This window comes from Burkholderia sp. Bp9143 (genome assembly GCF_003853645.1).
Lineage (GTDB): Bacteria > Pseudomonadota > Gammaproteobacteria > Burkholderiales > Burkholderiaceae > Burkholderia.
This window is the reverse complement of sequence record NZ_QTPO01000022.1, coordinates 71828-96208: the sequence shown is the minus strand read 5'-3', so window position 1 is coordinate 96208 and position 24381 is coordinate 71828. Positions and strand designations below refer to the sequence as shown.

Here is a 24381-nt window from a genome sequence, read left to right as displayed (position 1 = left end):
GTGCGTGTTCCGGGTTGGATGGAGCCGAGTGCCGTCATTCGCCGACGGTACCGGTGTGTCCGGGCACGGCCGCATGCACGGTTGGCTGCGGACGTCCCGACCGGGCGAGCTTCAGCACGCCGTATGCGGCCACGATGACGACGATCGCGATCAGGCACTGCGCGAGGCTGATCCGGGTTGCCGGGTCGATCGCCATGCTCACGAGTACCGCGACGATCGAGCAGGTGACGGCGAGCGGTAGCCACGGGTGCAGCCACATCCGGAATTTCAGCGTCCCTTCACGTTCCCATTGCTTGCGCAGCTTCAGTTGCGACAGGCAGATCATCAGGTAGACGAACAGAAACACGGCGCCGGACGAATTCAGCAGGAACTGGAACACGGTGTCCGGCCAGAGCGCAGCGATCACGACGCAGCCGTAGCCAACCAGCGTCGACGCCAGCACGCCCCAGCGCGGTACGCCGCGGCTGCTCGTTATCGACAGAAACTTCGGCGCCTCGCGGTTGGTGCTCAGCACGAACAGCAATCGCGACGACGTGTACAGGCCGGCGTTGAGGACGGACAGCACGGCCACCAGGATCACGGCCGTCAACAGCGTTGCAGCGCCGGGTATGCCGATCTTCTCCAGCGTCGCGACGAACGGCGACTTGCCGGGTACGATGTCGATCCACGGTTGCGCGACCACGATGAAGAAGGTCGACAGCACGAAGAACACGAGGATGCGCGCCATCACCGTGTTCACCGCGCGACGGATGTTGCGGGCCGGATGATCGGATTCAGCGGCCGCGATCGTCGCGACCTCGACGCCCGTCATCGAGAAGATCACCGACACGACGCCCGAGAACAGCGTCAGCGTGCCGTGCGGCAGGAAGCCGCCGTGCGCGGTCAGGTTCGAGAAGCGCGCGGTGGAACCCGGCCAGACGTGGAACACGTATGCGCCGGCGATCACGAGAAACACGACGATCGCTGCGACCTTGATGCCGGCGAACCAGTATTCCGCTTCGCCGAACGAATTTACCGACAGCTGGTTGAGCGACGTCATCACGACCATCAGCCCGAGCGAGATTGCCCACACGGGCACCTGCGGCAGCCAGCCGTTGATGATCTGGCCGCCGACCACCGCTTCGAAGCCGACCACGATCACCCAGAAATACCAGTACAGCCAGCCGGTCGAGAAGCCGGCCAGGTCGCCGTACGCCATGCGTGCGTAGTCGACGAACGAACCCTTCATCGGGCGCGCGGCGGCCATTTCGCCGAGCATCCGCATGATGAGCCCGACGATCACGCCGGTGATGCCGTAGGTGATGAAGGCTGCCGGTCCGGTCGATGCGATCACCGCGCTCGAGCCGACGAACAAGCCGACGCCGATCACGCCGCCGAGGGCCAGCATGCTGATGTGCCGGGTCTTGAGTGCGCGTTTCAGGCGCGGGTCGTGTTCCGTCTGAATGGGCATCGCTTGTCTCCGTCTGACGTGTTTTCGTGTCGTTGTCCGGACGGATACTAGGCAAGCGACCGACGGCTGCCTATGCAAAAAATCCCAGCGCGGCGGCGCCGGTTCATACAAATGTATGAAACCGGCGAAGGCCGGCGGAGGCTGCGCGCCGCGCAGGGGGCGGCGCGGGCAGGCGCGTCAGTCGCGCAATGTCTGAACGGGGAGCAGCTTCGCGTTGTTGCCCGCGAGCAGTGCGATCCAGAAGCGCGCGGTCCCGTTGGTGCTCGTGGGCTTGAGGCCCGTCAGCTGCTCGACGAGCTTCAGGCGATACACGAGTGTCTGGCGATGGATGCCGAGGTCGTACGCGGTGGCCTTCCAGTTGCCGTCGTTCTCGAGGAATTTCATCAGCGTCGCGAGCAGCGACGTGTCGTGCAGCCGGTCGTGCTCGATCAGCGGCCCGAGATAGCGCCCGACCAACGCGCGCGCCTCGGCCAGCGACTTCGGCGCCATGATGAGCCCGGTCTCGACGTCGCCGTAGCGCAGCACGTCGGTTTCCAGCTCGATCGCCTGCGTCATCGCGAGGCGCGCCTGCCGCACGCTTTCGCGGAACCCGGTCGCGACCGCGATCGGGCCGCTCACGCCGATGACCGTGCCGTCGCCGAGATTACGCAGTAGCGCGTCGATCGTGTCGCGACTGTCGGGCGCGAGCGCCAGCAGCACGTCGTCTTGCAGCAGCAGCGGCGTTTTCTCCTGAAGCCCCGGTGCGTGATGAATGTCGCCGGGCGTCCAGTCGCCGGCACCGCCCGGCCTGATCGACAGGCACACGAACGTGCCGGCGAGGCCGCGCCGCTTCAGCATCGGCCGCACGAACGCGAAGTCGGTTTCGTTGTCGAGCAGGCTGCGCAGCAGCGCCACGCCCTCGTCGCGCTGGCCGTCGCGCGTGATCATCAGGCGTTCGAACTCGACGCCGAGCAGGCCGACCAGCGAGCGCACGAACAGTGGATCTTCGGGCGCGCCGCGTCCTTCGCGCTGGATCACCAGATTCGCGCGTGCTCGTCCGCCGAGCGGAATCCGCTCCGCATGATGCGCGTCGTCCGCCGAAGGCGTCGATGCGGTCGCGACGAGCGTGGTGCCGCTCGCTGCATCCTCGATGCGCAGCGACAACCCGAGGGTGACGGCGAGAATCGCGAGCCGTCCGGCAAATTCGGCCTCCTTGCGCATGGCCTCTGCATAGGTCTGGAACAGACGTTCGCTGGCCTTGAAGCTGTCCCGCTGCGCGCGCAGCACGCTCTCGATCACGTGATGGGACAACTTCACGAATTCCAGTTCGAAGCTGGCCCGTAGCACCGGAAACATCAGTTGATTCGCCGCATCGAGCAGCTTGCGCGACAGCTTCGGCGCATCGGCCTGCGGCGCGACGACGAGCGCGCTCGCATTCGTCTGCGCGAGACGTTCGAGCCACGTGACCTGGTCCTTCGGTGCGCGCGGCATGCCGCCGCCCGTCGTCATCACCAGGTACCCCGCGCTGACCCAGCGCCACGGATCGGGCAGGTCGACCGCGTGCGCCCAGGTGATCAGCCGGTGCGTGCCGGCGACGCCAGCGATCACCTTCAGTCCCAGCGATGGCGTATCCAGCAATTCCTGCACGGTGATCATCGGCAAACTCCCTGGCTCGCGGGCCGGCTGCGTGTCGGGGCAGCAGCGCCGACGCCCGAAAGTGCAAGATGATAGTGGCTGTGGGCGGCCAGCGGGCGGGCGACGCGCCGAGCCGGCATCCCGCCCCGCATCCCCCCGCATCCAATGTTGGTACGATCGCGCGTATCGTCCACGCCGGCGTCGCACGCCGCCGGCCCATCGGCCGCGCGGCTGCACGGTAGCGCGGCCACGTTCGGGAGAAGCGGCTCATGCTGCAGGCGTTCGCGGTCTTGCTGACCTTCCAGTGTCTCGGGGAAGGGGTGTCCTATCTGTTCGGCCTGCCGGTGCCGGGCCCCGTGATCGGCATGCTGCTGCTGTTCGGCTTCGTGATGCTGCGCCCGCAGGTGGCCGACGCGATCGAGCCGACCGCGCTCGAGCTGCTGCGCCATCTGTCGCTGCTGTTCGTGCCGGCCGGCGTCGGCATCATGGTGTCGGCCGACCGCTTGCGCGGCGATGCGCTCGCGGTCGTCGTCGCGCTCGCGGTGAGCACGTCGCTCGCGATCGCCGTGACGGCACTCGTCACGCGCGCGTTGCTGCGGCGCCAGCGGCGCGCCGACGGCACGGCGGAGGGCACGCAATGACGGCCTTCCCGAAACTCGGCGCGATCTGGGTCTATCTCGCCGCGACCCCGCTGCTCGGCCTGACGATCACGCTGATCGCATACCTGATTGCACAGGCCGTCTATGCCCGCGCGCGCTTCAACCCGCTCGCGAACCCGGTGCTGATCGCAGTCGCGCTGATCGTCGTGCTGCTGACGATCACGCACACGCCGTATCCGACGTATTTCGAGGGCGCGCAGTTCGTTCACTTCCTGCTCGGCCCGGCGACCGTCGCACTGGCGCTGCCGCTGTACCGCCAGTGGTCGAAGCTGCGGCGCACCGCGGTGCCGCTGCTCGTCGGGCTGCTGGCGGGCTCGCTGACCGCGATCGTGTCGGCGGTCGGCATCGCCGCGCTGTTCGGCGCGTCGCACCAGACGATCGCGTCGCTCGCGCCGAAATCCGCGACCACGCCGATCGCGATGGCCGTCGCGCAGGAGATCGGCGGGATTCCGTCGCTGACCGCCGTGCTGGTGATCTCGACCGGGATCTTCGGCGCCGTGTGCGCCCGCGCGATCCTGAACGCGCTGCGCATCGAGGAGCCGGCCGTGCGCGGTTTCGCGCTCGGCGTCGCGTCGCACGGGATCGGCACCGCGCGCGCGTTCCAGGTCAGCGAGGAGGCCGGCGCGTTCGCGGGCCTCGGGATGGGGCTGAACGGCGTGCTGACCGCCTTCGTCGTGCCGATCCTGCTGCCGGTGCTGTCGCGCTGGATCTGAGCGGCGCCGGGCACCGGCCGCGCGCGATGCTATCGGTTTCCCTGATGGCCGCGTGCGCCGCACCGGCCGGCCGGGCGCTCGCCGCGCATGTATCGTTGCCGTTATCGGGAGAATTCAGGAACCGGCACGGACATTTGCGCGGCGATCGGCTAACGTTGCATCGGCGCCGTGGTCGCACGCCGACGTCCGTCGCGTGCGGGTTGGCGTTCGACCCACAACCAACAATCGACAAGGAGATCCGGCCATGACGAAGTCTCGCGTGGTTTCGGTGGCAGTGGCAGTAACGGCGTCGTTCGGTCTGCTGTTGACCGCCGCGCCGGCGGCATACGCGCAGGATCAGGCGTCCGCGCCGACGCAGAAGCAGCTCGACAAGGCGCAGAAGAAGGCCGCCCGCAAGGCGGCGCGCGCGCGCCACGCGAAGGACCTGAAGGCAATCGGCACGGGCAGCGGCTACCGGCTGACCAACGACCAGAGCAACTATCCGCAGAACGCGGTGGAAAAGGCGCCCGCGACGAAGGCGGCGCCCGCACCCGCGCCTGCCGCGCCGGCATCGGGCCAGTAAGGGCCGGCGTTCGCGCGATGAAAAACGGCGCCGGGTCGACCGGCGCCGTTCGTCCTTGTGCGTCCCGCGCAGGCGGCACGCGCCGCGGTCCCGGGCTCTCCGGGACGGGCGGCAACCCACCAACCCGCGTTACGACGCGAGCTTCGCGGCGAGTTCCGCGACGTGCTTGCCCTGGTAGCGCGCGATGTCGAGTTCGTTCGCGCTCGGCTGACGGCTGACGGCTGCCGTCCGCGCCCGCGAGCGTGGTCGCGCCGTACGGCGTGCCGCCCGTGATCTCGTTCATGTTGACGAGCCCGCTGCATGCGTAGGGCACGCCGACGATCACCATCCCGTGGTGCAGCAGCGTCGAGTGGAACGACGTGATGGTCGTTTCCTGGCCGCCGTGCTGCGTGCCGGTCGACGCGAACACGCTGCCGATCTTGCCGACGAGCGCGCCCTTCATCCACAGGCCGCCGGTCTGGTCGAGGAACGTGCGCATCTGGCCGGCCATGTTGCCGAAGCGGGTCGGCGTGCCGAAGATGATCGCGTCGTAGCCCGCGAGTTCGTCCACGGTGGCGACGGGGGCGGCCTGGTCGACCTTGACGCCGATCGCCTTCGCCTGGTCGACGGGAATGGTTTCCGGCACGCGCTTGAGCGTGACCTCGACGCCGGGCACCGATTTCGCGCCTTCCGCGACGTGCTGCGCCATCGTTTCGACGTGCCCGTAGGACGAGTAGTAAAGAACGAGTACCTTGGCCATGTTGCGAATCTCCGATTAAGAAGGCCCCGCCTTCAGCGGGGCCCGATGTTCCGAACGGGCGTCATGCCCACTCGGCCGTCACTTCGACCGGGCGCAGGTCGAATACCAGCACCTCGGCATCCTTGCCGTCGGCGAACGTCAGCGCCTGTTCGCCGCGGATGCGCGCGCCGTCGCCTTCGCCGAGCGTCACGCCGTTGACCGTCACGCTGCCGCGTGCGACATGCACGTAGGCGAAGCGGTCCGGTGCCAGTTCGAGCGTGGCGCGCTCGTCGCCGTCGAACAGGCCCGCGTGGATCCGCGTGTCCTGGCGGATCGTCAGCGAACCGCCGTTACCGTCGGGCGACACGATCGGCGCGAGCTTGCCGCGCTTGTCGGCTGCCGCGACATTGGTCTGCTGATAGCGCGGCTCGGCACCCTTCTCGGACGGCCCGACCCAGATCTGCAGGAAGTGGACGGGCGTCTCGTGCGAGTGGTTGAACTCGCTGTGACGCACGCCGGTACCCGCGCTCATCAACTGGACGTCGCCCGGCACGATCACCGACCCGGTGCCCATCGAATCCTTGTGCTCCAGTGCACCGTCGAGCACGTACGACAGGATTTCCATGTCGCGGTGCGGGTGCGTACCGAAGCCGCGGCCCGGTGCGACGCGGTCGTCGTTGATCACCAGCAGGTCGGAGAAGCCGACTTGCTTCGGATCGTAGTAATTCGCGAAAGAAAACGTGTGACGGGAGCTGAGCCAGCCATGCTCGGCACGGCCACGTTGGTTTGCTGCACGAGTCTCGATCATGATTTTTTCCTGGATGTCCGCCGGACCTCGGAAGTGGGCCCGGCCGTTCGTTGAGATGAATCTTAGGTCAATCGATTTGACAAATAAATGGCTGTGGAGATAATGACTGTCACTTCGGAGTGGACAATATGGAACTCAACGATCTGAGGATCTTCGTCGCGACCGTCGACGCGGGCAGCTTCACGGCGGCGGCCGACCAGCTGATGCTCTCCAAGCAGTTCGTGAGCCGGCGCACGATGGCGCTCGAGGCGTCGCTCGGCGTGCGCTTGCTGCACCGCAACACGCGCAATCTCGCGGTCACGGAATCGGGGCAGGAGTTCTATGCGCGCGCGCAGCGGATCCTCGCCGAGATCGCCGACGCCGAGCAGGCGATGTCGGTGCGCAGCACCGAACTGCACGGCTCGCTGAAGATCAGCGCGCCGCTGTCGTTCGGGATCACGCACGTGTCGCCGTTGATCGCCGAATTCCTGTCCGCGCATCCGGCCGTGCGGCTGAACCTCGACCTGACCGACCGGCGCGTCGACCTGATCGGCGAGGGCTTCGACCTCGTGCTGCGGATCGGCGCGCTCGAGGATTCGACGCTGATCGCGCGCCCGCTCGGTGCGTGGAAGATGATCGCGTGCGCGAGCCCCGCTTACCTGAAACGGCAGGGCACGCCCGCGACGCCGGCCGATCTCGCCGGGCATACGTGCCTGCTGTACGGGCGCGAGCGGCGCGTCGGCTGGGAATTCCGGATCGACGGCGCGGCGCGCACGTTCGACGTGCAGGGGCCGCTCGTCGCGAACAACGGCGAAGTCGTGCGCGACGCGGCGATCGCGGGGCTCGGCGTCGCGCTGCTGCCGCATTTCATCGTCGGCGCGGCGCTCGACAGCGGCGCGCTCGTGCCGGTGCTCGACGCGTATGCGCCGTCGCCGATCACGCTGAACGCGGTGTTTCCGCAGCATCGGGAAGGGTTCGTCACGCTGCGGACGTTCATCGGGTTTCTGGCGGAGCGGCTGGGTGGGCGGGGGTAGCGGGCGGGCTCGGTATGGGTGTTGCGCGCATCGTCGAACGACGATTGATCGGCGGCGCGCATTCGCGTTAGGCTTCGGCGGGGGCGACGGCCCGCAGCGCATGTCGGGCCGGGTGTTTTTACCTCGAATCGTATCGGGCACGTAGCTTCTACTCACCGCGATCCACGACGAGTCCAGTCCATGACAATCAGGAACCGATCGAATGCTCGCGCCGGCGAGCGAGGGCAAGCCGCGCGTCGCGGCCGGCATGTGCGGAGCGCGAACCTGCGATCCGCCGTGATATTGGCAGTACTGACGATCTCGCCGATGGCGGCCCAGGCGGCCGGCTTCGACTGCGCGAAAGCTGTTTCGCCGACCGAGAAGGCGATCTGCGCGGACGCTGGCTTGTCGTCTCTCGACGGCCAGTTGGCGGTGGCGTGGAAGAAGGCGCTTGCGAAAGGTGGCGATACGGCCGCGCTGAAGGCTGCGCAGTTGAAATGGCTCAAGCAGCGCGACCGCTGCGGCAACGACGCGTCGTGCGTCGGCGATCGCTATCGCGAGCGGCTCGCGAGCCTGAGCGGCGCACCGCTTGCGGCCGACCGCTGGCAGCAGACGTGGTATCGCGACAGCGACAACCCGTCGTTCGGCGGCGTGCTGACGTTCACCGGCACCGCACCGCGCCTTCACTTCGAATTGAGCGGCACCAACGGCGCGAATACCGGCGGACTCAGTGGCGATATCGAACTGCACGGCGACCGCGGCACGTTTCGCCAGGATCAGTGCCGGCTCGATTTCAGCCGCAAGGGCGGGCGCGTGCAGGTCGCGCAACAGGGCGGCGATTGCGGCGCCGGCGCGGGCGTCGTGTATTCGGGCGACTACGTGACGGCGTCGAAGGCGCAGGCGAGTTCACCGGCGGACCTCGTGACGCTGAAGGTGCTGACCGACGCGCGGCAGAATGCGATCGCGCACACGCTGCTCGGCGCCGACTATCAGACGCTCGTCGACACGGTCAATGTCAGCGCGGACGAGAAGGATCTCGATGGCCTGAACGCCGCCGTGACGTCGTACTGGGTGCGCGGTATCGCCACGACGAACGCCGCGATCGTGATGCGCCGGGGCACCGAATTGTGGATCGGGCTGCTCGTGTTCGATGCGCATGACAAGGTGCGCATGCGCTATTTCTCGAACGTGCCGGCGTGGAAAAAGACCGTGCCGAAGACCATTCGCGCGTGGCACGACAATCTCGACAAGACCTATCCGATCGACCTGATGTGATCCGGCGGACGGCGCGCCGATAGGCGCGTCGGCCGCACGTGATGCGTTTGTTACGTGACAATTGTCCACTAAATCGAGACAGCCAATCTTGTTTCGACGGATTGATGATTTCCGGTGAGACAGTAGACTGCACCCGTGCTTCGCCAGAACCGCTCCGCAGCGTGCCAAGACGGCGCGACCGGATGGATTCCTCGGCGGCGGGCCGACCGGCCCGCGGTTCGATCGTGCGAGGAGGGTTCGTTGTCGATCCATGGGTTCGCCGTTCGGCGGACGTCGGCACCGAATGCGTCAAACCGTCAATTCAAGGTGATTGCTATGCGTTACGTTTCGCTGGAGTCGAAGAAGGACGAGCTGCTGCTGGCGGCTCGCGTGCTGATGATGATCCTGTTCGTGCTGTTCGGCTGGCAGAAGCTGAACGGCTTCTCGGGCACGGTCGCGTACATGGCGTCGACGGGCGCGCCGTCTCCCGAGCTGTCCGCCGTGATCGCGGTGGCGGTCGAGCTGGTCGGCGGCGCGCTGATCGCGGTCGGGTTCTATACGCGTCCGCTCGCGCTGGTGTTCGCGGTCTATACGCTCGCGACAGCGTTGATCGGGCATCGCTACTGGGCGCTGCAGGGCATGGATCAGTACCTCGCGATGATCAACTTCTACAAGAACATCAGCATCATCGGCGGGCTGCTGTTGCTCGCGGTGAGCGGGCCGGGCCGGTATTCGTTCGACCGGAAGTAAGCAGGCGCGAGATTTCGTGCCGCACGACCGGCCCGGTGCGCGGAAGCGCGCACCGGGCCTTGTTTCGTCATCCGCACGTCGTCGACGTGCGACCGAAATCGACATCGGTTGCCGGTTCTCGTATAGATTGGGGCCCCTCGTCCCCTTTCATCGTTGGCTACCGTGTCGCACCCGACCATCCTCCTCATCGGCGCGTCCGGCCTGCTCGGCCGGGCGGTTGCCGCCTCGCTGTCCCGCGAATCGTCGCTGACGCCGGTCGCGACCATCCGCAACCCGGACACCGCGGGCGCACGGCGCCTCGCATTGCCGCCGGAAAACGTCGTCCGACTCGACGTGCTCGACCAGCCGGCGCTCGAACACATCTTCGACACTCGCCGCCCGGCCGCCGTGATCATCTGCGCCGCCGAGCGTCGCCCGGACGTCTGCGAACGCGACCCCGCGGCCGCGCGCGCGATCAACGTCGACGCGCCGGCCCGCATCGGCGCGCTCGCCGCGCGCTACGGCGCGTGGACGCTCGGCATCTCCACCGACTACGTGTTCGACGGCAAGGCCGCGCCGTACCGCGAAGACGCCGCGCCGAACCCGCTGAACATCTACGGCCGCACCAAGCTGGAGGGCGAGGCCGCATTGCTCGCCGCGTCGTCGCTTACCTGCGTGCTGCGCCTGCCGTTGCTCTACGGCCCGATCGTCGATTGGCATGAGTCGGCCGTCACGAGCCTCGTGCCGGCGGTCGTCGCGTCCGCGCGACCGGGTGCCGACGCGGTCGGCATGGACGCCTGGGCGATCCGCTATCCGACTTACACACCGGACGTCGCGGAAGTCATCCGCGACCTGACGCTGCGCCAGCTCGCGGGCTCGCCCGTCACGGGCATCCGTCATTGGTCGGGCGAGGAACCGATGACGAAGTACGACATCGCGCAACGGATCGCGGCCGCGTTCGGCATCGACGCCGCGCTCGCGCGAATCGACACGCCGGCCGATGCGACGCCGCGTCCGTACGATTGCCATCTGGATGCATCGCGCGTGCGCGCACTCGGGATCGAGCATGCGACGCCGTTCGCGGCTGGGCTGCAAGCCGTGTTGCGTGACGCGCCGCCGCTGCCGTAAGGGACGGCGCGCGCCGCGCCGCCGCAACGCGCGACGGCGGTCATAGTCCGTGCATCGCATGACGTCACACTGCGCAACATTCCCGATTGGCGGGAAGCGTCGGGGCCGCGGGGCGGCGCATCCGGTGCGCCGGTGCCCTGACGCGTTCGGACACATCGCGAGAGCAAGAGGCTGGCCGCCTCGCCCGGCGAAGTGGAGCGTTACGTCGTCCATATCGATGTCGGCACGTTTCATGCGCCATGGCTCGAGGCGAGCGCGGCTTTCCCGCGACCGGATTCGCAGGACTGCGTACCGCACCGGACCATGCCGTTCGACCGCAAGTTTGCGGCGGCGTGTCGCCGATCGCGTTCGGCGCGCTTTTCGCGCGACGGGCACAAGCGTCGCGCGCCCCGCCATTTGACACCCCGCGCGTCCGGCCATTAAAGTCGCGTCGCGGGGCGGAGGGTCAAGCACACCCCCGGAGCAGGCAATCGCTGTTCCAGGACTACGGGGCTACCCCGTGGATGAGACCGGCACCCCGATGCGTCGCAAGAGCGCAGGTTGCGCGTTGCGCAACGACTGCTCTCGCAGCACCTGTCACGTTGACTCATCGTCCCGCCCATTCTTCTCCATGCACGCATCCCGGTTCGATACAGCCCGCATGATTGCCGAAGCGATGCTGGCCGGCCCGCCTGAGCGCGGCGGCCTGCTCGAGCGCATCGCGATCGTACTTGGTGCCGCGCCGTCATGGGCGCACGAACTCGCGGATCACGCGATCGCGCACTTCGGCGCGAACTGGACCGACGTCGATACCGATCTGCTGGCAAGCGCGCTGGCCGATACGCCGGCATTCATGATCGCGTGGTACGGCGATCATCGGCCGGTCGCGATACGCATCGTGCGCCGGCCGCCGGTCCAGCGGCCATTGCCGCCGCGGCTCGCTGGCGTCACGGTGCCGCAATGGCCGACGTGCGGCGACCTCGCGACCTGGCTCGGCGTGAGTGCGCCCGAGCTCGACTGGCTGTCCGACCACTGGCGCGTCGATGCGCGCGGCAGCGACTCGCCGCTGCATCACTACACGTACGCGGGCTACGACAAACGTCGCGGCGGCTGCCGCCTGATCGAGATTCCGAAGGGCCGGCTGCGCGAAGCGCAGCGCCGCATCCTGCACGGGCTGCTCGACCGGATTCCGCCGCACGACGCGGCACACGGCTTTCGCAAGGGGCGCGGGATCGTATCGTTCGCCGCGCCACATGTGAATCGCGACGTCGTCGTCCGTTTCGATCTCGCGGACTTCTTCGTGTCGGTCCGCGCGGCGCGGGTCCATGCGCTGTTCACGACGCTCGGGTATCCGTCGGAAGTCGCACGGATGCTGACCGCGCTGTGCACCAACCGCGTGCCGTCGGCGCGGCTGCTCGCGCCCGACCTGCGCGACCGGTTCGACTGGACCGGCCGCCAGCTCTACCGCAACCGCCACCTGCCGCAGGGCGCGCCGACCTCGCCGGCGCTGGCGAACCTGTGTGCTTTCCGCCTCGACATGCGGCTCGCCGCGCTCGCGCGATCGCTCGACGCGACCTATACGCGCTATGCGGACGATCTCGCGTTCTCGGGCGGCGGCGCGTTCGCACGCGAGGCCGGGCGGCTGCAGGCGGGGGTGGCCGCGATCGCCCTCGAGGAAGGCTTCGCGCTGCAGCTGCGCAAGACGCGCGTGATGCGGCGCGGCGTGCGGCAGCAACTGGCCGGTGTGGTCGTCAATCGTCATCCGAATCTGGCACGCGACGAGTTCGATGTCTTGAAGGCCATCCTGACCAACTGCATCCGCCACGGACCGGCGTCGCAGAATCGCGCCGCGCACGCGGATTTCCACGGATACCTGGCCGGACGCGTCGCCCATGCAAGCGCGCTGAACGCCGCGCGCGGCGCGAAGCTGCATGCGCTGTTCGCGCGGATCGCGTGGGACGGGTGCAGCTTCGGCACGTAAACGGCCGCGCCAGCGCCGGCGCCGACGCTGGCGGGCCAAAGAAGCCGAGTGTGCGCCGGACCGCAAAAGTCCTCCACGATGGATGCGCACTGCTATCATTCGCGCCATGCCGCGCCTGTGCCAGGGGGCGGCGCCCGGTGGCGAGGCGCTCGCCACCGACGGTTCGCCGCGCGTCCCAACGTGGTGCGCCATGTGTTGCGTGCCGATGGCATGCGGCTTTCGACGATCGCGTTGCGTTCGGCACACTTCGAAAGTCTTGCAGGTCCATGCGAACGATTCACATATCGCAACACAGATTGGCGGAACTTCGTGATAGGTTCAGCCATCGGAGGTTTTTTGAATAAAAACATGCCCAAAGAGGATGAATACATGACTCAGGCCCTGCAGGACCTCGAAGCACAACTTCGGGACCTGAACATCAAGCTGTCGGAAGCCAAGCAGAAGGAGAAGCAAGCCGCACTCGCGGCATTCAAGGAGCAGGTCGCGCTGTTGGGCATCTCGCAGCAGGAAGTGCTGAGCGCCCTCGGCTACATCGTCCAGCGAAAACGCAAGGCGCCTGCCAAGTATTACGATTCGACGACCGGCCGCTCGTGGTCGGGCCGCGGCCCGCGACCCAAATGGCTCGAAGGCAAGGATCTCGATACGATGCTCGTCGACCGCGAGGCCAAAACCTGGTGGCCCGGGGACGATCAGGGCTGAGGCAGCACCGCACCGGCACCGCGCCGGTGCCGTCCGACGCGCGCCGGCGGCGCAACACCCGCTTCATCCTTCTTTCGGTGTCCCGCGTGATTGCGGGATCGCCGGCTTCAATGTCTTTCAAATTCATTACCGCTGCTGCCTGCTGCCGTTCCCGGCAGCGGGCAGCGCGGCGCTTTCCGCATGCGCCCGTGCGCCGGCCCGTCATGCGCGGGAACAGGCTTTAGAATGTCGCCCGGACATTTCCGGCAGGACACCATGGCAGCAGACATGAAATCTTCGGCGCTCGGCGAGCCGGCGGCGCCGCACGCGGAGCAGGTCGGGGCGTACGCGTGGAAGGCGCTGGCCGGCTCGGCGATCGGCTATGCGATGGACGGCTTCGACCTGCTGATCCTCGGCTTCATGCTGCCGGCGATCACGGCGGCCTTGCAACTGACGCCCGGGCAGGGCGGCGCGCTCGTCACGTGGACGCTGATCGGCGCCGTCGCGGGCGGCATTCTGTTCGGTGCCCTGAGCGACCGCTACGGCCGCGTGCGCGTGCTCACCTGGACGATCATGCTGTTCGCGGTCTTCACCGGCCTGTGCGCGTTCGCGCAGGGCTTCCGGGATCTGCTGGTGTATCGGACCATCGCGGGCATCGGCCTCGGCGGCGAATTCGGGATCGGCATGGCGCTCGCGGCCGAAGCGTGGCCGGCGAGCAAGCGGGCGCGCGTGTCGTGCTACGTCGCGCTCGGCTGGCAGGCCGGCGTGCTGCTGGCCGCGCTGCTGACGCCGCTGCTGCTGCGCCATATCGGCTGGCGCGGGATGTTCGTGGTCGGCGTGCTGCCCGCGCTGCTCGCGTGGCTGCTGCGCAACCGGCTGCACGAGCCGGAAGCCTTCGTGCAGCGCGCGACGCAGCCGCGGGCCAACGCGTTCCGGATGCTCGTCGCCGACGCCCGCACCGCGCGCACGAGTTTCGGCATCGCGATCCTGTGCTCGGTCCAGAACTTCGGCTACTACGGGATCATGATCTGGCTGCCGACCTTCCTGTCGAAACAGATGGGCTTCTCGCTGACGAAGTCGGGGCTGTGGACGGCGGCGACCGTCGTCGGGATGATGATCGGCGTCTGGACGTTCGGGCAGCTCGCCGATCGCATCGGCCGCAAGCCGACGTTCCTGCTGTACCAGCTCGGCTCGGTCGTGACGGTCATCGCGTATGCGCGCCTGTCGGACCCGACGGCGATGCTGTGGGCCGGCGCGCTGATGGGGATGTTCGTCAACGGGATGGTCGGCGGCTACGGCACGCTGATGTCCGAAGGCTATCCGACCGCCGCGCGCGCGACCGCGCAGAACGTGCTGTGGAATATCGGCCGGGCGGTCGGCGGTTTCGGGCCGGTGGCGGTCGGCGCGCTGGCCGCGCACTACTCGTTCCAGACGGCGATCGCGCTGCTTGCCGGCCTCTACGTGCTCGACATGGTCGCGACGCTGTTCCTGATCCCCGAGCTCAAGGGCGTCGAACTCGAATGACGATGCGCGGTGCGTGGCCGGATGTCGCGGCCTGGCGCCACGCCGCGATGCCATTCAACGATTCATCACCGGAAGTCACGATGCAACGTACCAGCCGGACGATCGGCGTGATGGGCTCGGGCAAGGAACCGTGGCTCGCGTTTTCCGAACCGCTCGGCGCATGGCTCGCGCAGGCCGGCTTCAACCTGCTGACGGGCGGCGGCCAGGGCGTGATGCTGGCGGTCGCGCGTGCGTTCGCCGGCGTGCCGGGACGGGCCGGCCGATCGATCGGCATCCTGCCGACGCAAGCCGATCCGCACGCGGGCTTCGTGCCGCTCGACGGTTACCCGCATCCGTTCGTCGAGATTCCGATCCTCACGCCGCTGCCGCGCCGCGAACCGGGCGCCGATCCGCACACGATCAACCGGAACTACGTGAACGTGCTGAGCAGCGACCTGATCGTCGCGCTGCCCGGCGGGCACGGGACGGCCGAGGAGATCGCGCTCGCGCGGCGCTGGCGCAAGCCGCTCATCTGCCTCGGGCCGGACGGCGCGTTCCGGGAGCTCGCCGCGGGCGCGACGTGCACGTCGTCGCTCGACGACGTGATCCGGTTCATCGATGCCGCGTTCGCGACGGCGTTGCCGCATGGGGAGCGGGTGCGGGGATAGGGTTGTTGCGCGGGTGCGCGTCAGTCGCCGGGTGTGGATTCCGACGGCTGCCGTTCATCGAGCCGGTCGAGCGCCTGCCGCCAGTCGAACGGCCGCAGCGCGTCGTAATCGAGCCCGCGCGCGGCCATCCTGTCGATGAATCCATCCTGCACGCGGGCGCACGCATCGCTCATGTCCGGTGCGACGCCACCTTCGCGCAGCGTGTCGCACACTTCGCGCATCTCCGCCGCGCGCCGGCGGCCATGCTCGGCGACGCGGCCGATCAGATAGCCGGGCAGGTCCGGCAGCGCCGCGAACGTGTCGAAGGTCTGCCGGAGCGACGCGAGCACGAGCGCGTCGGCGCCGTATGCGCGGGCCGCGCCCAGGCATTCGACGGTCAGCGCCTCGATCCCCTTGATCATCACGCTGCGGCACATCTTGGCCGCCGACGCCACGCCCACGCGGGTCGACACGGCCTGCGCAGCGAAGCCGAGCGCGCTCAGCTCGCGCGCGACCGCTTCGGCCGCCGGGCCGGCCAGCAGCATCGGCACGGCGAGACCGTGCGGCGGCACCGGCGCCATCACCGCCGCCTCGACGTAGCGGCCGCCGGCGGCCTCGATCAGCCGCTGGCCGTGCTGCTTCAGCGCGGGCGATACCGAGTTGATGTCGATGAAGGTCTGGTCCGGGCGGATATGCGTGGCGACCGCCGCGGCGACTTCGGCGTCGGACGATGCCGTGACGGCCGACACGATCCAGCGCGCGTCGCGGATCGCGGCGGCGAGCGTCGACGCGGCTTCGACGTGCAGGCGCGCGGCCTTGCCGCGCATCGCGGGCGCCGACCGTGCGTCGTCGAGCTGCCGGTCGTACATCGTCACGCGGACGCCGCGGGCGGCCAGCGCGCCACCCAGCAGCCCGCCGGCTTCGCCGAAACCGATGAAGGCAATCTCCGGATCGATCATCGTGTCGTTCCCCAGGAAGGTGATGCGCGTGCCGGCCGGGCGGTATCGCGAAGCCTTATGGCGGCGTCGCGCGTCGGCCGGACGCGGCACGGCGTGCTGACTGCATTGTGGGGCAAGGGATGCGGCCGGTGCGATGCGAATCGGGCGCGACAGCCATGCGCTTTCCTTATCGCGCGGCGCGGGCGGTGGTGGCGTGCGGCGTGCGCGCGACCTCGGTCGCGACGACGCGAATCGCGTCGATCAACGCGCGCGCGGCCGGCGACGGCGGGCTGCCGGCGCGCGTCATCAGGCCGATGTCGCGGGTCGTTTCGCGCATCGGCACGTCGAGGACGGCCAATAACCCCGCTTCGCATTCGTAGTGCAGTTGCTGCGCGGACAGCACCGCGAGCATGTCGGTGTGCAGCAGCAGGCCGCGAATCACCGCGAGGTCGGCACTTTCGACCGTCGGCGCCGGCGGCTTGAGCTTCATGCGCCGGAACAGCGATTCGAACAGGCCGCGCGCGGGCGAATGGCTGCGCGGCAGGATCCATTGCGCGCCGGCGAGGCTCGCGAGCCCGAGGTTGCGCACTCCGGCGAGCGGGTGATCGTGCCGCGCGAGCACGACGAGGTTCTCGGACATCAGGCGCTCGTTCTCGAGGTCGCTCGCCGGATCGCTCGCGCGCAACGCGCCCAGGATGAAGTCGATGTCGCCCGCGCGCACGCCGGCGACGAGCGCCTCGTACGCGCTTTCGTCGGTGATCACGCGCACCTTCGGAAATCGCGTAACGACGCGCGCGACCGCTTCGGGCAGCATCAGCGTGCGGCCGAGCGGCAGTGCGCCGACGGTCACGACACCCTGGATGCTGCCGTGCAGCGCGGCGACGTCGTCGGCGACGTGCCGCAATTCGTTCAGCGCGCGCCGCACGTGCAGCAGGAACGTCTCGCCATCGGTCGTCAGCAGCAGGCCGCGCGGATGACGATGGAACAGCGCGAAACCCGCGCCGCTCTCGAGAATCCGGATCGCGCTGCTGACGGCCGGCTGCGTGACGCCGAGCGTGCGCGCCGCGCTCGGCATGTGGCGGTGCCGCGCGAGCGTCGAGAACAGCTGGAGCCGCCGGGTGTTGAGCAGGTACGCGGGCAGGCCGCCTTCGGCCGATGCGCGGCGGCGCGACTGGCGCAGCGCGCACCAGTTCGCGAGCGCGCCGAGTTCGGCGAACACGCGCTCGCCGCGTTTCAGCACCGCGCGCCCGACCGGCGTCGCGAGCATGCCCGACGGCTTGCGATCGAACAGCGGTTCGCCGAGGGCCGTTTCGAGTTCCTGCACCGCGCGCGTGACGGCCGACTGCGCGCGAAACAGCGTGGCGGCGGCGCGGCTCACGCTGCCCGTTTCGGCAACGCGCTGCACCGCGTACAGGCAGGCGAGGTTCGGGAGGTCGGTGTTGTCCATGGGTCGGTCGGGCGGTGTGCGCCGCGGCGGCGATCGCGCGCATGACAGGCATGCATCCGCGTGGCCTGCTCCAGCGGCGAAGCGGGTTGACCGACTTTACCGGAACGGCGGCGGCAGAGCTTGCGTCGTGCTTATCCGCCTATCTGTTTTGTTTATCGCTCATGAATCGCCGGGCGACGGGTTCCAACCTGCGACCCGGCGTGCGTCTGCATGCGAGCGCCATATCCGGCGGGCTTTCCGGGCATCGGCATGGCGGCCCGCATGCAGGCTGAACGCTCGCCGGGCATGTCGTTTCGTCGGAATTCAAGGGTTTACCCTGACTGTCTCGCACTGCCACCGAATGCGTAATTTCGATCCCGGGGACCGCAAGCACGCGGTTGCCGGCGCATCGGGCCGCCATCTGATTCATTGTTCGTCCGATCACACAGGGCGTTGCGCGGAGCGCGGCGCCCGCATTCACGAGCGAGGCAGCGCAATGGGACAGCAGCACATCATCGGAGCAGGCGGATCGACGGACGCAGCGGCCGGCAGCACGACGTTTGCCGACACGGTACGCGCGGGGATTCGCGGCGGCCTCGCGGGGGCGGTGCTGATCTGGGTCTACGAGGCGCTCGTCTGGGTCGGCGCGCAGCACCTGATGCCGCTCGCCGGCATTCCGCGCAACGCGACGGGGCTCGTGTTCGGCAAGGCGGTGCAGGACGCGCTGGGCATCGGCGCATACTTCATCGGCACCGCGATCCACTTTGTTTTCGCGTTGTCGTGGGGCATCGTGTTCGCGGCGATTTGGCCGTGGTTTCGCCGGCGCGGCTTCGAGGCGACGTTCGTCGCGCTGTTTTTCGCGATCGTCGCGTGGATCGTGATGCACGCGCTGATCATGATCGCGTCGAGCAATCACCCGAACTATTTCGACCCGAACGTGATCATCGGCGGGTTCATGTCGCATTTCGTGTTCGCCGTTCCGCTCGCGCTGGTCGTCAAGCGCAGCCTCGCGCCGCAGCCGCACGGCCGCGTCTCGTAAGCGAACGCGCACGCATTCAATCAGTGGCGGACGGCAACACCGGACCGCATTCGAGCATCACGAAGGAGCTTTGGCATGGCACGGATTATCGGAGGCATCGCGGCCTCCCACACGCCCACGATCGGGTTCGCGTTCGACAAGAACAAGCATGACGATCCCGTCTGGGCGCCGATCTTCGAGAACTTCGCGCCGCTGGGCACGTGGCTCGCCGACAAGCGCCCGGACGTGCTGCTGTTCATCTACAACGATCACGTGACGTCGTTCTTCTTCGACCACTACTCGGCGTTCTCGCTCGGCGTCGGGCCGCAGTGGCATCCGGCGGACGAAGGCGGCGGCGCGCGCGACCTGCCGCCGATCGCCGGCCACCCGGCGCTGGCCGCGCATATCGGCCAGTCGCTGATGGCCGACGAGTTCGACATGTCGTTCTTCCAGAACAAGCCGCTCGACCACGGCTGCTTCTCCCCGCTGTCGGTGCTGTGTCCGCACCGGCCCGACTGGCCGGTGCAACTCGTGCCGCTGCAGATGGGCGTGCTGCAGCTGCCGGTGCCGTCCGCGCGCCGCTTCTACCGGCTCGGGCAGGCGCTGCGGCGCGCGATCGAAAGCTATCCGGAGGACCTGCGCGTCGCGATCGTCGCGACCGGCGGGCTGTCGCACCAGGTGCACGGCGAGCGCTCGGGCTTCAACAATCCCGAATGGGACGCGCGCTTTCTCGACCTGCTCGAGCGCGACCCGGAACGCCTGGCCGGCATGCCGCTCGCCGAATACGCGACACTCGGCGGCTTCGAAGGCGCCGAGGTCGTGATGTGGCTCACGATGCGCGGTGCGTTGCCGGCCGGCGTCGTATGCCGTCACCGCAGCTACTACCTGCCGTCGATGACGGGCATCGCGACGGCCGTCTACGAGCCGGCCGACACCAACATCGACGAAGCGGCAGCCGAACGCCATCGGCAGCGGATGGCGGCCGAGCTCGCCGGCGTCGAGCAACTGCCGGGCACCTATCCGTTCACGATCGAGCGGGCGGTGCGCGCGTACCGGATCAACGACTACCTGCACCGGATGATCGAGCCCGCGCACCGCGCGCAGTTCCTGAGCGACCCCGAGGCGAGCTTCGAAACCGCGGGCCTCAGCGCCGAGGAGCGCGACCTGATTCGCCGGCGCGACTGGCTCGGCCTGCTGCGCCACGGCGTGATCTTCTTCCTGCTGGAGAAGCTCGGCGCGGTGACGGGCGTATCGAACCTGCACATCTACGCGGCGATGCGCGGCGAATCGCTGGAGGACTTCCAGCGCACGCGCAACGCACCGGGCGCGCTGTACTCGGTGGCCGGCAAGAGCGCCGGGCCGCTGGGCTGGGACGACGCGGGCAAGTCGCGCAACCCGTAACGCGGGGCGAAGGCGCGCGCGCGAGCGCGGCGCCTTCATGAGCGGACGTACGGTGGTGCATCAATCAATTAAATAGGATGACGAATCGATAGATTGGTCGATCGTCGCCAAGGAGACAGGAGAGTCATGATGGCAAGTGGAAAGACAATCGACATCAAGGCGTTCATCGACGAACGACCGGTGTCGCGGTACCAGTGGCTGCTGGTCGTGCTGTGCTGCCTCGTCGTGATCGCCGACGGGATGGACGTCGCGATCATGGGGTTCGTCGCGCCTTCCGTGATTCGCGACTGGGCGATCTCGCGGCCCGAGTTCGGGCTCGTGATGAGCGCGGCGCCGATCGGCCTCGTGATCGGCGCACTGCTGGCCGGCCCGAGCGCCGACCGGTTCGGGCGCAAGCGCGTGCTGATCGCGTCGGTGTTCCTGTTCGGCGTGTTCACGATCGCGACCGCGCAAGCGCATTCGCCGTTCGAGATGGCGATGCTGCGGCTGCTGACCGGCATCGGTCTGGGCGCGGCGATGCCGAACACGACGACGCTGTTGTCGGAGTACGCGCCGCAGCGGATGCGCGCGCTGATGATCACCGTGATGTTCACCGGCTTCAACCTCGGCTCGGCGCTGATCGGCTTCGTCGCCGGCTGGCTGATTCCGCTGCACGGCTGGCGCGCGGTGCTGCTGTTCGGCGGCGCGCTGCCGCTGCTGCTGATTCCGCTGCAACTGTGGCTGCTGCCCGAATCGGCGCGGCTGCTGGCCGTGCGCGGTGCGCCGTCGCAACGCATCGGCGCGCTGCTGAACCGCGTGTGCGGCGGGCACTTCAGCGGCAATGAGACGTTCGTGTCGAACGAGCCGCCGCTGCCGACGCGCAGGCCGATCGGCGTGCTGTTCTCGCAGGGCTATGGCCGCGTGACGCTGTCGCTGTGGATCACCTACTTCATGGGGCTGCTGGTGATCTACCTGCTGACCGGCTGGCTGCCGACGCTGATCAAGGATGCGGGCCTGTCGGTCAGCACGGCGGCCAACGTGACCGCGATGTTCCAGATCGGCGGCACGATCGGCGCGATCGGCGTGGGCTGGCTGATGGACCGCGTGCGGCCGGCGCCGGTGATCGGCGCCGCGTATCTGGGCGGCGGGCTGTGCGTGGCCGTGCTCGCGTGGGCCGGTGCGCTGTCGTCGTCGCTCGCGCTGCTGGTGTTCGCGGCCGGCTTCTGCATGAGCGGCGCGCAGACAGGGCTGAACGCGTATGCGCCGGGACGCTATCCGACCGTTGCACGTGCAACCGGCGTGAGCTGGATGCTCGGGATGGGCCGCTTCGGCAGCATCTTCGGCTCGGCGATCGGCGGCGCGCTGCTCGGCTTCGGCTGGAAGTTCGACGCGATCCTGTCGATGCTCGCGGTGCCGGCCACGCTGGCGGCCATCGCGATCATGACGACGCAGCGCACAGCCGCGCCCGAACCGCGGGAACTCGAAACCCCGGCGCACTGACGCACGCTGCACACCGCCGTCCGGCGCGGTGGTCGGCAGGGTGCCGGACACATCATCACACGCAGGAGCATCAATGATCATCGACATTCACGGCCACTACACCACCGCGCCGAAGGCGCTGGAAGCGTGGCGCAATCGCCAGGTCGCGGCGATCGGCAGTCCGTCCGAACAGCCGAAGGTGGCCGAGCTGAACATCAGCGACGACGAGCTGCGCGAATCGATCGAGCACAACCAGCTGCGGCTGATGCGCGAACGCGGCCTCGACCTGACGATCTTCAGCCCGCGCGCGAGCTTCATGGCGCATCACATCGGCGATTTCGCGGTGTCGAGCACGTGGGCGGCGGTGTGCAACGAGCTGTGCCATCGCGTCCATCGTCTCTTCCCCGATCATTTCGTGCCGGCCGCGATGCTGCCGCAAAGCCCGGGCGTCGATATCGCGACCTGCATTCCGGAGCTCGTGCGCTGCGTCGAGGAATACGGCAACGTCGCGATCAACCTGAACCCGGATCCGTCCGGCGGCCACTGGACGAGCCCGCCGCTGTCGGACCGCTACTGGTACCCGATCTACGAGAGGATGGTCGAGTACGACATTCCCGCGATGATCCACGTGAGCACGAGCTGCAACGCGTGCTTCCACACGACGGGCGCGCACTACCTGAACGCCGACACCACGGCGTTCATGCAGTGCCTGACCTCCGACCTGTTCCGCGATTTCCCGACGCTGCGCTTCGTGATCCCGCACGGCGGCGGCGCGGTGCCGTATCACTGGGGACGCTTTCGCGGGCTCGCGCAGGAGCTGAAGAAGCCGCTGCTGAAGGACCACCTCCTGAACAACGTGTTCTTCGATACGTGCGTCTATCACCAGCCCGGCATCGACCTGCTGACCGGCGTGATTCCGGTCGACAACATCCTGTTCGCGAGCGAGATGATCGGCGCGGTGCGCGGCATCGATCCCGACACCGGTCACTACTACGACGACACGAAGCGCTACATCGAGGCATCGTCGCTCGATGCGATGGCGCGTCACAAGATCTACGAAGGCAATGCCCGGCGCGTGTATCCGCGCCTGGATGCGCAACTGAAAGCGAAGGGGCTGTGATCATGACTGAACTCGGCGTGGTGTACCGCACGATCCACCGGGCGGACCAGGACGTCGCCGCGCGGCTCGGCGCGCTCGGCTCGGCGACGGTGCACGAGGCGATGGGCCGCACGGGGCTGCTGAAGCCGTACATGCGGCCGATCTATCCGCGTGCGCATGCGTCCGGCACGGCCGTCACGGTGCTGCTGCACCCGGGCGACAACTGGATGATGCATGTCGCGGCCGAACAGATCCGGCCGGGCGACGTGGTCGTCGCGGCGGTCACCGCGGATTGCACGGACGGCTATTTCGGCGACCTGCTCGCGACGAGCTTCAAGGCGCGCGGCGCGCACGCGCTGATCATCGATGCAGGCGTGCGCGACGTCGCGGTGCTCGAGGCGATGCAGTTCCCGGTCTGGAGCAAGGCGATTTCGGCGAAAGGCACGATCAAGGCGACGCTCGGCTCGGTGAACGTGCCGGTCGTGTGCGCCGGCGCGCTCGTCAATCCCGGCGACGTGATCGTCGCGGACGACGACGGCGTGGTCGCGGTGCCGGCCGCGCGCGCGGCGCAGGTGCTCGAGAAGGCCGTCGCGCGCGAGGCGAATGAAGCGGCGAAGCGCGCGAAGCTCGCGTCCGGCGTGCTCGGTCTCGACATGTACGACATGCGCGAGCCGCTGCGCCAGGCCGGCCTGCGCTACATCGACTGATGCGGGCGGCGACGATGACGCGGACGCCAGGCGCGGCTGTAACCGTCACGGGCATTTCGTCGATGGCGACGCGGCCGCTGCTGGCGCGGCTCGCTGCGGCCTACGAGCACGAGACGGGCGTGCGCATCTCGATCACGTCGGTCGGCGGCGTGGATGCCGCGCGGCGGGTGCGGGACGGCGAGCCGTTCGACTGCGTCGTGCTCGCGTCCGACGCGATCGAGCGGCTGGCGGCGGCAGGCCGCGTCGATGCAGGCAGTCGCGTGGATGTCGCGCGCTCCGGTGTCGCGGTCGCGGTGCCGGCCGGTGCGGCGCGGCCGGACATCGGCACCGAGGCGGCGTTGCGCGACGCGGTCCTGCGCGCCGGCCGGATCGGCTATTCGACGGGACCGAGCGGCACGCACCTGAATCGCCTGTTCGCGCGCTGGGGCATCGCCGACGCAATCGCGCCGCGTATCGTGCAGGCACCGCCGGGCGTGCCAGTCGGTGCGTTGATCGCATCCGGCGAGGTCGAGCTCGGCTTTCAGCAGTTGAGCGAGCTGATGCACGTGCCGGGCGTCGACGTCGCCGGTGCGCTGCCGGATGCGGTGCAGGCGGTGACGGTGTTCGCCGCCGCGATAGGCAGTGCCGCGCACGATCGCGCGGCCGCTGCACGGTTCCTCGCGTATCTCGCGTCGCCGCAGGCCGATCGCGTCAAGCATGAATACGGGATGGCGCCCGCGTAAGGCCGCTTGGCTGGAACCGATAAACGGATCGGATGGGATTCGGTCTTCTTCGCAACGGGTTCGGACGGTGAGCTTAGTTATGCTGATGAAGACGCAAGAGGAATGAGGCGACTCGTTTCTCCCGATGTACCGCAGGATCGACACAACGTTGCCGCCTCGTCCGTTCCGGGCGAGCGGCGTATCGAGCACAAGAACAG

General features: G+C 68.3%; 22 protein-coding genes and 1 pseudogene. 17 read left to right on the top strand and 6 right to left on the bottom strand.

Annotation, left to right across the window (positions count from 1 at the left end):
• Positions 1–34: 34 nt before the first annotated feature.
• Both DIE23_RS18325 and DIE23_RS18320 read right to left on the bottom strand, forming a co-directional pair.
• Positions 35–1450 carry an amino acid permease gene (locus DIE23_RS18325; RefSeq protein ID WP_124613422.1) on the bottom strand — a complete coding sequence of 472 codons (1416 nt, stop codon included), beginning with the start codon at positions 1448–1450 and terminating at the stop codon, positions 35–37.
• Between the two features lie 177 nt (positions 1451–1627).
• A complete protein-coding gene (locus DIE23_RS18320) occupies positions 1628–3085 on the bottom strand; it encodes a PucR family transcriptional regulator (protein WP_124613421.1) in 1458 nt (485 codons plus the stop codon).
• A 248-nt stretch (positions 3086–3333) separates the two neighbouring features.
• On the opposite strand from DIE23_RS18320, the gene DIE23_RS18315 reads away from it, so the two are divergent.
• From DIE23_RS18315 to DIE23_RS18305, 3 genes are all read left to right on the top strand, one after another.
• Complete coding sequence (locus DIE23_RS18315) at positions 3334–3705, top strand: CidA/LrgA family protein (RefSeq protein WP_124613420.1); 372 nt, start codon at positions 3334–3336, stop codon at positions 3703–3705.
• A complete protein-coding gene (locus DIE23_RS18310; protein WP_124613419.1) occupies positions 3702–4436 on the top strand; it encodes an LrgB family protein in 735 nt (244 codons plus the stop codon). Before DIE23_RS18315 ends, DIE23_RS18310 begins: the two co-directional genes overlap by 4 nt.
• Positions 4437–4680: 244 nt before the next feature.
• Positions 4681–4998: a hypothetical protein gene (locus DIE23_RS18305; RefSeq protein WP_124613418.1), complete on the top strand. Its 318-nt coding sequence runs from the start codon at positions 4681–4683 to the stop codon at positions 4996–4998.
• A gap of 129 nt (positions 4999–5127) precedes the next feature.
• Here DIE23_RS18305 and wrbA read toward each other — a convergent pair.
• Both wrbA and DIE23_RS18295 read right to left on the bottom strand, forming a co-directional pair.
• Positions 5128–5737: pseudogene (gene wrbA, locus DIE23_RS18300) on the bottom strand (NAD(P)H:quinone oxidoreductase).
• Positions 5738–5798: 61 nt separating this feature from the next.
• A complete protein-coding gene (locus DIE23_RS18295; protein ID WP_124613417.1) occupies positions 5799–6524 on the bottom strand; it encodes a pirin family protein in 726 nt (241 codons plus the stop codon).
• 128 nt (positions 6525–6652) lie between these two features.
• On the opposite strand from DIE23_RS18295, the gene DIE23_RS18290 reads away from it, so the two are divergent.
• The 8 genes from DIE23_RS18290 (at position 6653) to DIE23_RS18255 (ending at position 15436) form a co-directional block, all read left to right on the top strand.
• Positions 6653–7537 carry a LysR family transcriptional regulator gene (locus DIE23_RS18290; RefSeq protein ID WP_124613416.1) on the top strand — a complete coding sequence of 295 codons (885 nt, stop codon included), beginning with the start codon at positions 6653–6655 and terminating at the stop codon, positions 7535–7537.
• Between the two features lie 180 nt (positions 7538–7717).
• Positions 7718–8791, top strand: coding sequence for a lysozyme inhibitor LprI family protein (locus DIE23_RS18285; protein WP_124613415.1), 1074 nt, complete (start codon positions 7718–7720; stop codon positions 8789–8791).
• A 315-nt stretch (positions 8792–9106) separates the two neighbouring features.
• Positions 9107–9520, top strand: coding sequence for a DoxX family protein (locus DIE23_RS18280; protein WP_059449243.1), 414 nt, complete (start codon positions 9107–9109; stop codon positions 9518–9520).
• Between the two features lie 162 nt (positions 9521–9682).
• Positions 9683–10627 carry an SDR family oxidoreductase gene (locus tag DIE23_RS18275; protein ID WP_124613414.1) on the top strand — a complete coding sequence of 315 codons (945 nt, stop codon included), beginning with the start codon at positions 9683–9685 and terminating at the stop codon, positions 10625–10627.
• A 610-nt stretch (positions 10628–11237) separates the two neighbouring features.
• Entirely contained in the window at positions 11238–12587 is a 1350-nt protein-coding gene (locus tag DIE23_RS18270; protein WP_124613413.1) for a reverse transcriptase family protein, read from the top strand.
• Between the two features lie 369 nt (positions 12588–12956).
• Positions 12957–13286, top strand: a complete 330-nt coding sequence (locus DIE23_RS18265) for an H-NS family nucleoid-associated regulatory protein (RefSeq protein ID WP_124613412.1) — start codon at positions 12957–12959, stop codon at positions 13284–13286.
• 255 nt (positions 13287–13541) lie between these two features.
• Positions 13542–14789: an MFS transporter gene (locus tag DIE23_RS18260; RefSeq protein ID WP_124613411.1), complete on the top strand. Its 1248-nt coding sequence runs from the start codon at positions 13542–13544 to the stop codon at positions 14787–14789.
• A gap of 80 nt (positions 14790–14869) precedes the next feature.
• Positions 14870–15436, top strand: coding sequence for a DNA-binding protein (locus DIE23_RS18255; RefSeq protein ID WP_185646484.1), 567 nt, complete (start codon positions 14870–14872; stop codon positions 15434–15436).
• A 20-nt stretch (positions 15437–15456) separates the two neighbouring features.
• On the opposite strand, the gene DIE23_RS18250 is transcribed toward DIE23_RS18255, so the two are convergent.
• On the bottom strand, positions 15457–16374 hold the full coding sequence (locus tag DIE23_RS18250; protein WP_124613410.1) for an NAD(P)-dependent oxidoreductase: 918 nt from the start codon (positions 16372–16374) through the stop codon (positions 15457–15459).
• A gap of 166 nt (positions 16375–16540) precedes the next feature.
• A complete protein-coding gene (locus DIE23_RS18245) occupies positions 16541–17800 on the bottom strand; it encodes a LysR family transcriptional regulator (protein WP_124613409.1) in 1260 nt (419 codons plus the stop codon).
• Between the two features lie 475 nt (positions 17801–18275).
• Between DIE23_RS18245 and DIE23_RS18240 the strand changes: the two genes are divergently transcribed.
• The 6 genes from DIE23_RS18240 (at position 18276) to DIE23_RS18215 (ending at position 24184) form a co-directional block, all read left to right on the top strand.
• On the top strand, positions 18276–18818 hold the full coding sequence (locus DIE23_RS18240; protein WP_124613408.1) for a hypothetical protein: 543 nt from the start codon (positions 18276–18278) through the stop codon (positions 18816–18818).
• Positions 18819–18893: 75 nt separating this feature from the next.
• Positions 18894–20198 carry a gallate dioxygenase gene (locus DIE23_RS18235; protein WP_124613407.1) on the top strand — a complete coding sequence of 435 codons (1305 nt, stop codon included), beginning with the start codon at positions 18894–18896 and terminating at the stop codon, positions 20196–20198.
• 129 nt (positions 20199–20327) lie between these two features.
• Positions 20328–21677: an aromatic acid/H+ symport family MFS transporter gene (locus DIE23_RS18230; protein WP_124613450.1), complete on the top strand. Its 1350-nt coding sequence runs from the start codon at positions 20328–20330 to the stop codon at positions 21675–21677.
• 73 nt (positions 21678–21750) lie between these two features.
• Positions 21751–22776, top strand: coding sequence for an amidohydrolase family protein (locus DIE23_RS18225; RefSeq protein ID WP_124613406.1), 1026 nt, complete (start codon positions 21751–21753; stop codon positions 22774–22776).
• 2 nt (positions 22777–22778) lie between these two features.
• Complete coding sequence (gene ligK, locus DIE23_RS18220) at positions 22779–23462, top strand: 4-carboxy-4-hydroxy-2-oxoadipate aldolase/oxaloacetate decarboxylase (RefSeq protein WP_124613405.1); 684 nt, start codon at positions 22779–22781, stop codon at positions 23460–23462.
• 14 nt (positions 23463–23476) lie between these two features.
• Positions 23477–24184 carry a substrate-binding domain-containing protein gene (locus DIE23_RS18215; protein ID WP_124613404.1) on the top strand — a complete coding sequence of 236 codons (708 nt, stop codon included), beginning with the start codon at positions 23477–23479 and terminating at the stop codon, positions 24182–24184.
• Positions 24185–24381: the final 197 nt, after the last annotated feature.

Coding starts and splice junctions, on each gene's coding strand:
- DIE23_RS18315 (WP_124613420.1), top strand. CDS start 3,334: ATGCTGCAGGCGTTCGCGGTCTTGCTGACCTTCCAGTGTCTCGGGGAA.
- DIE23_RS18305 (WP_124613418.1), top strand. CDS start 4,681: ATGACGAAGTCTCGCGTGGTTTCGGTGGCAGTGGCAGTAACGGCGTCG.
- DIE23_RS18235 (WP_124613407.1), top strand. CDS start 18,894: ATGGCACGGATTATCGGAGGCATCGCGGCCTCCCACACGCCCACGATC.
- DIE23_RS18215 (WP_124613404.1), top strand. CDS start 23,477: ATGACGCGGACGCCAGGCGCGGCTGTAACCGTCACGGGCATTTCGTCG.
- ligK (WP_124613405.1), top strand. CDS start 22,779: ATGACTGAACTCGGCGTGGTGTACCGCACGATCCACCGGGCGGACCAG.
- DIE23_RS18255 (WP_185646484.1), top strand. CDS start 14,870: ATGCAACGTACCAGCCGGACGATCGGCGTGATGGGCTCGGGCAAGGAA.
- DIE23_RS18285 (WP_124613415.1), top strand. CDS start 7,718: ATGACAATCAGGAACCGATCGAATGCTCGCGCCGGCGAGCGAGGGCAA.
- DIE23_RS18295 (WP_124613417.1), bottom strand. CDS start 6,524: ATGATCGAGACTCGTGCAGCAAACCAACGTGGCCGTGCCGAGCATGGC.
- DIE23_RS18270 (WP_124613413.1), top strand. CDS start 11,238: ATGCACGCATCCCGGTTCGATACAGCCCGCATGATTGCCGAAGCGATG.
- DIE23_RS18225 (WP_124613406.1), top strand. CDS start 21,751: ATGATCATCGACATTCACGGCCACTACACCACCGCGCCGAAGGCGCTG.
- DIE23_RS18240 (WP_124613408.1), top strand. CDS start 18,276: ATGGGACAGCAGCACATCATCGGAGCAGGCGGATCGACGGACGCAGCG.
- DIE23_RS18290 (WP_124613416.1), top strand. CDS start 6,653: ATGGAACTCAACGATCTGAGGATCTTCGTCGCGACCGTCGACGCGGGC.
- DIE23_RS18260 (WP_124613411.1), top strand. CDS start 13,542: ATGGCAGCAGACATGAAATCTTCGGCGCTCGGCGAGCCGGCGGCGCCG.
- DIE23_RS18230 (WP_124613450.1), top strand. CDS start 20,328: ATGGCAAGTGGAAAGACAATCGACATCAAGGCGTTCATCGACGAACGA.
- DIE23_RS18320 (WP_124613421.1), bottom strand. CDS start 3,085: ATGATCACCGTGCAGGAATTGCTGGATACGCCATCGCTGGGACTGAAG.
- DIE23_RS18310 (WP_124613419.1), top strand. CDS start 3,702: ATGACGGCCTTCCCGAAACTCGGCGCGATCTGGGTCTATCTCGCCGCG.
- DIE23_RS18265 (WP_124613412.1), top strand. CDS start 12,957: ATGACTCAGGCCCTGCAGGACCTCGAAGCACAACTTCGGGACCTGAAC.
- DIE23_RS18325 (WP_124613422.1), bottom strand. CDS start 1,450: ATGCCCATTCAGACGGAACACGACCCGCGCCTGAAACGCGCACTCAAG.
- DIE23_RS18280 (WP_059449243.1), top strand. CDS start 9,107: ATGCGTTACGTTTCGCTGGAGTCGAAGAAGGACGAGCTGCTGCTGGCG.
- DIE23_RS18245 (WP_124613409.1), bottom strand. CDS start 17,800: ATGGACAACACCGACCTCCCGAACCTCGCCTGCCTGTACGCGGTGCAG.
- DIE23_RS18250 (WP_124613410.1), bottom strand. CDS start 16,374: ATGATCGATCCGGAGATTGCCTTCATCGGTTTCGGCGAAGCCGGCGGG.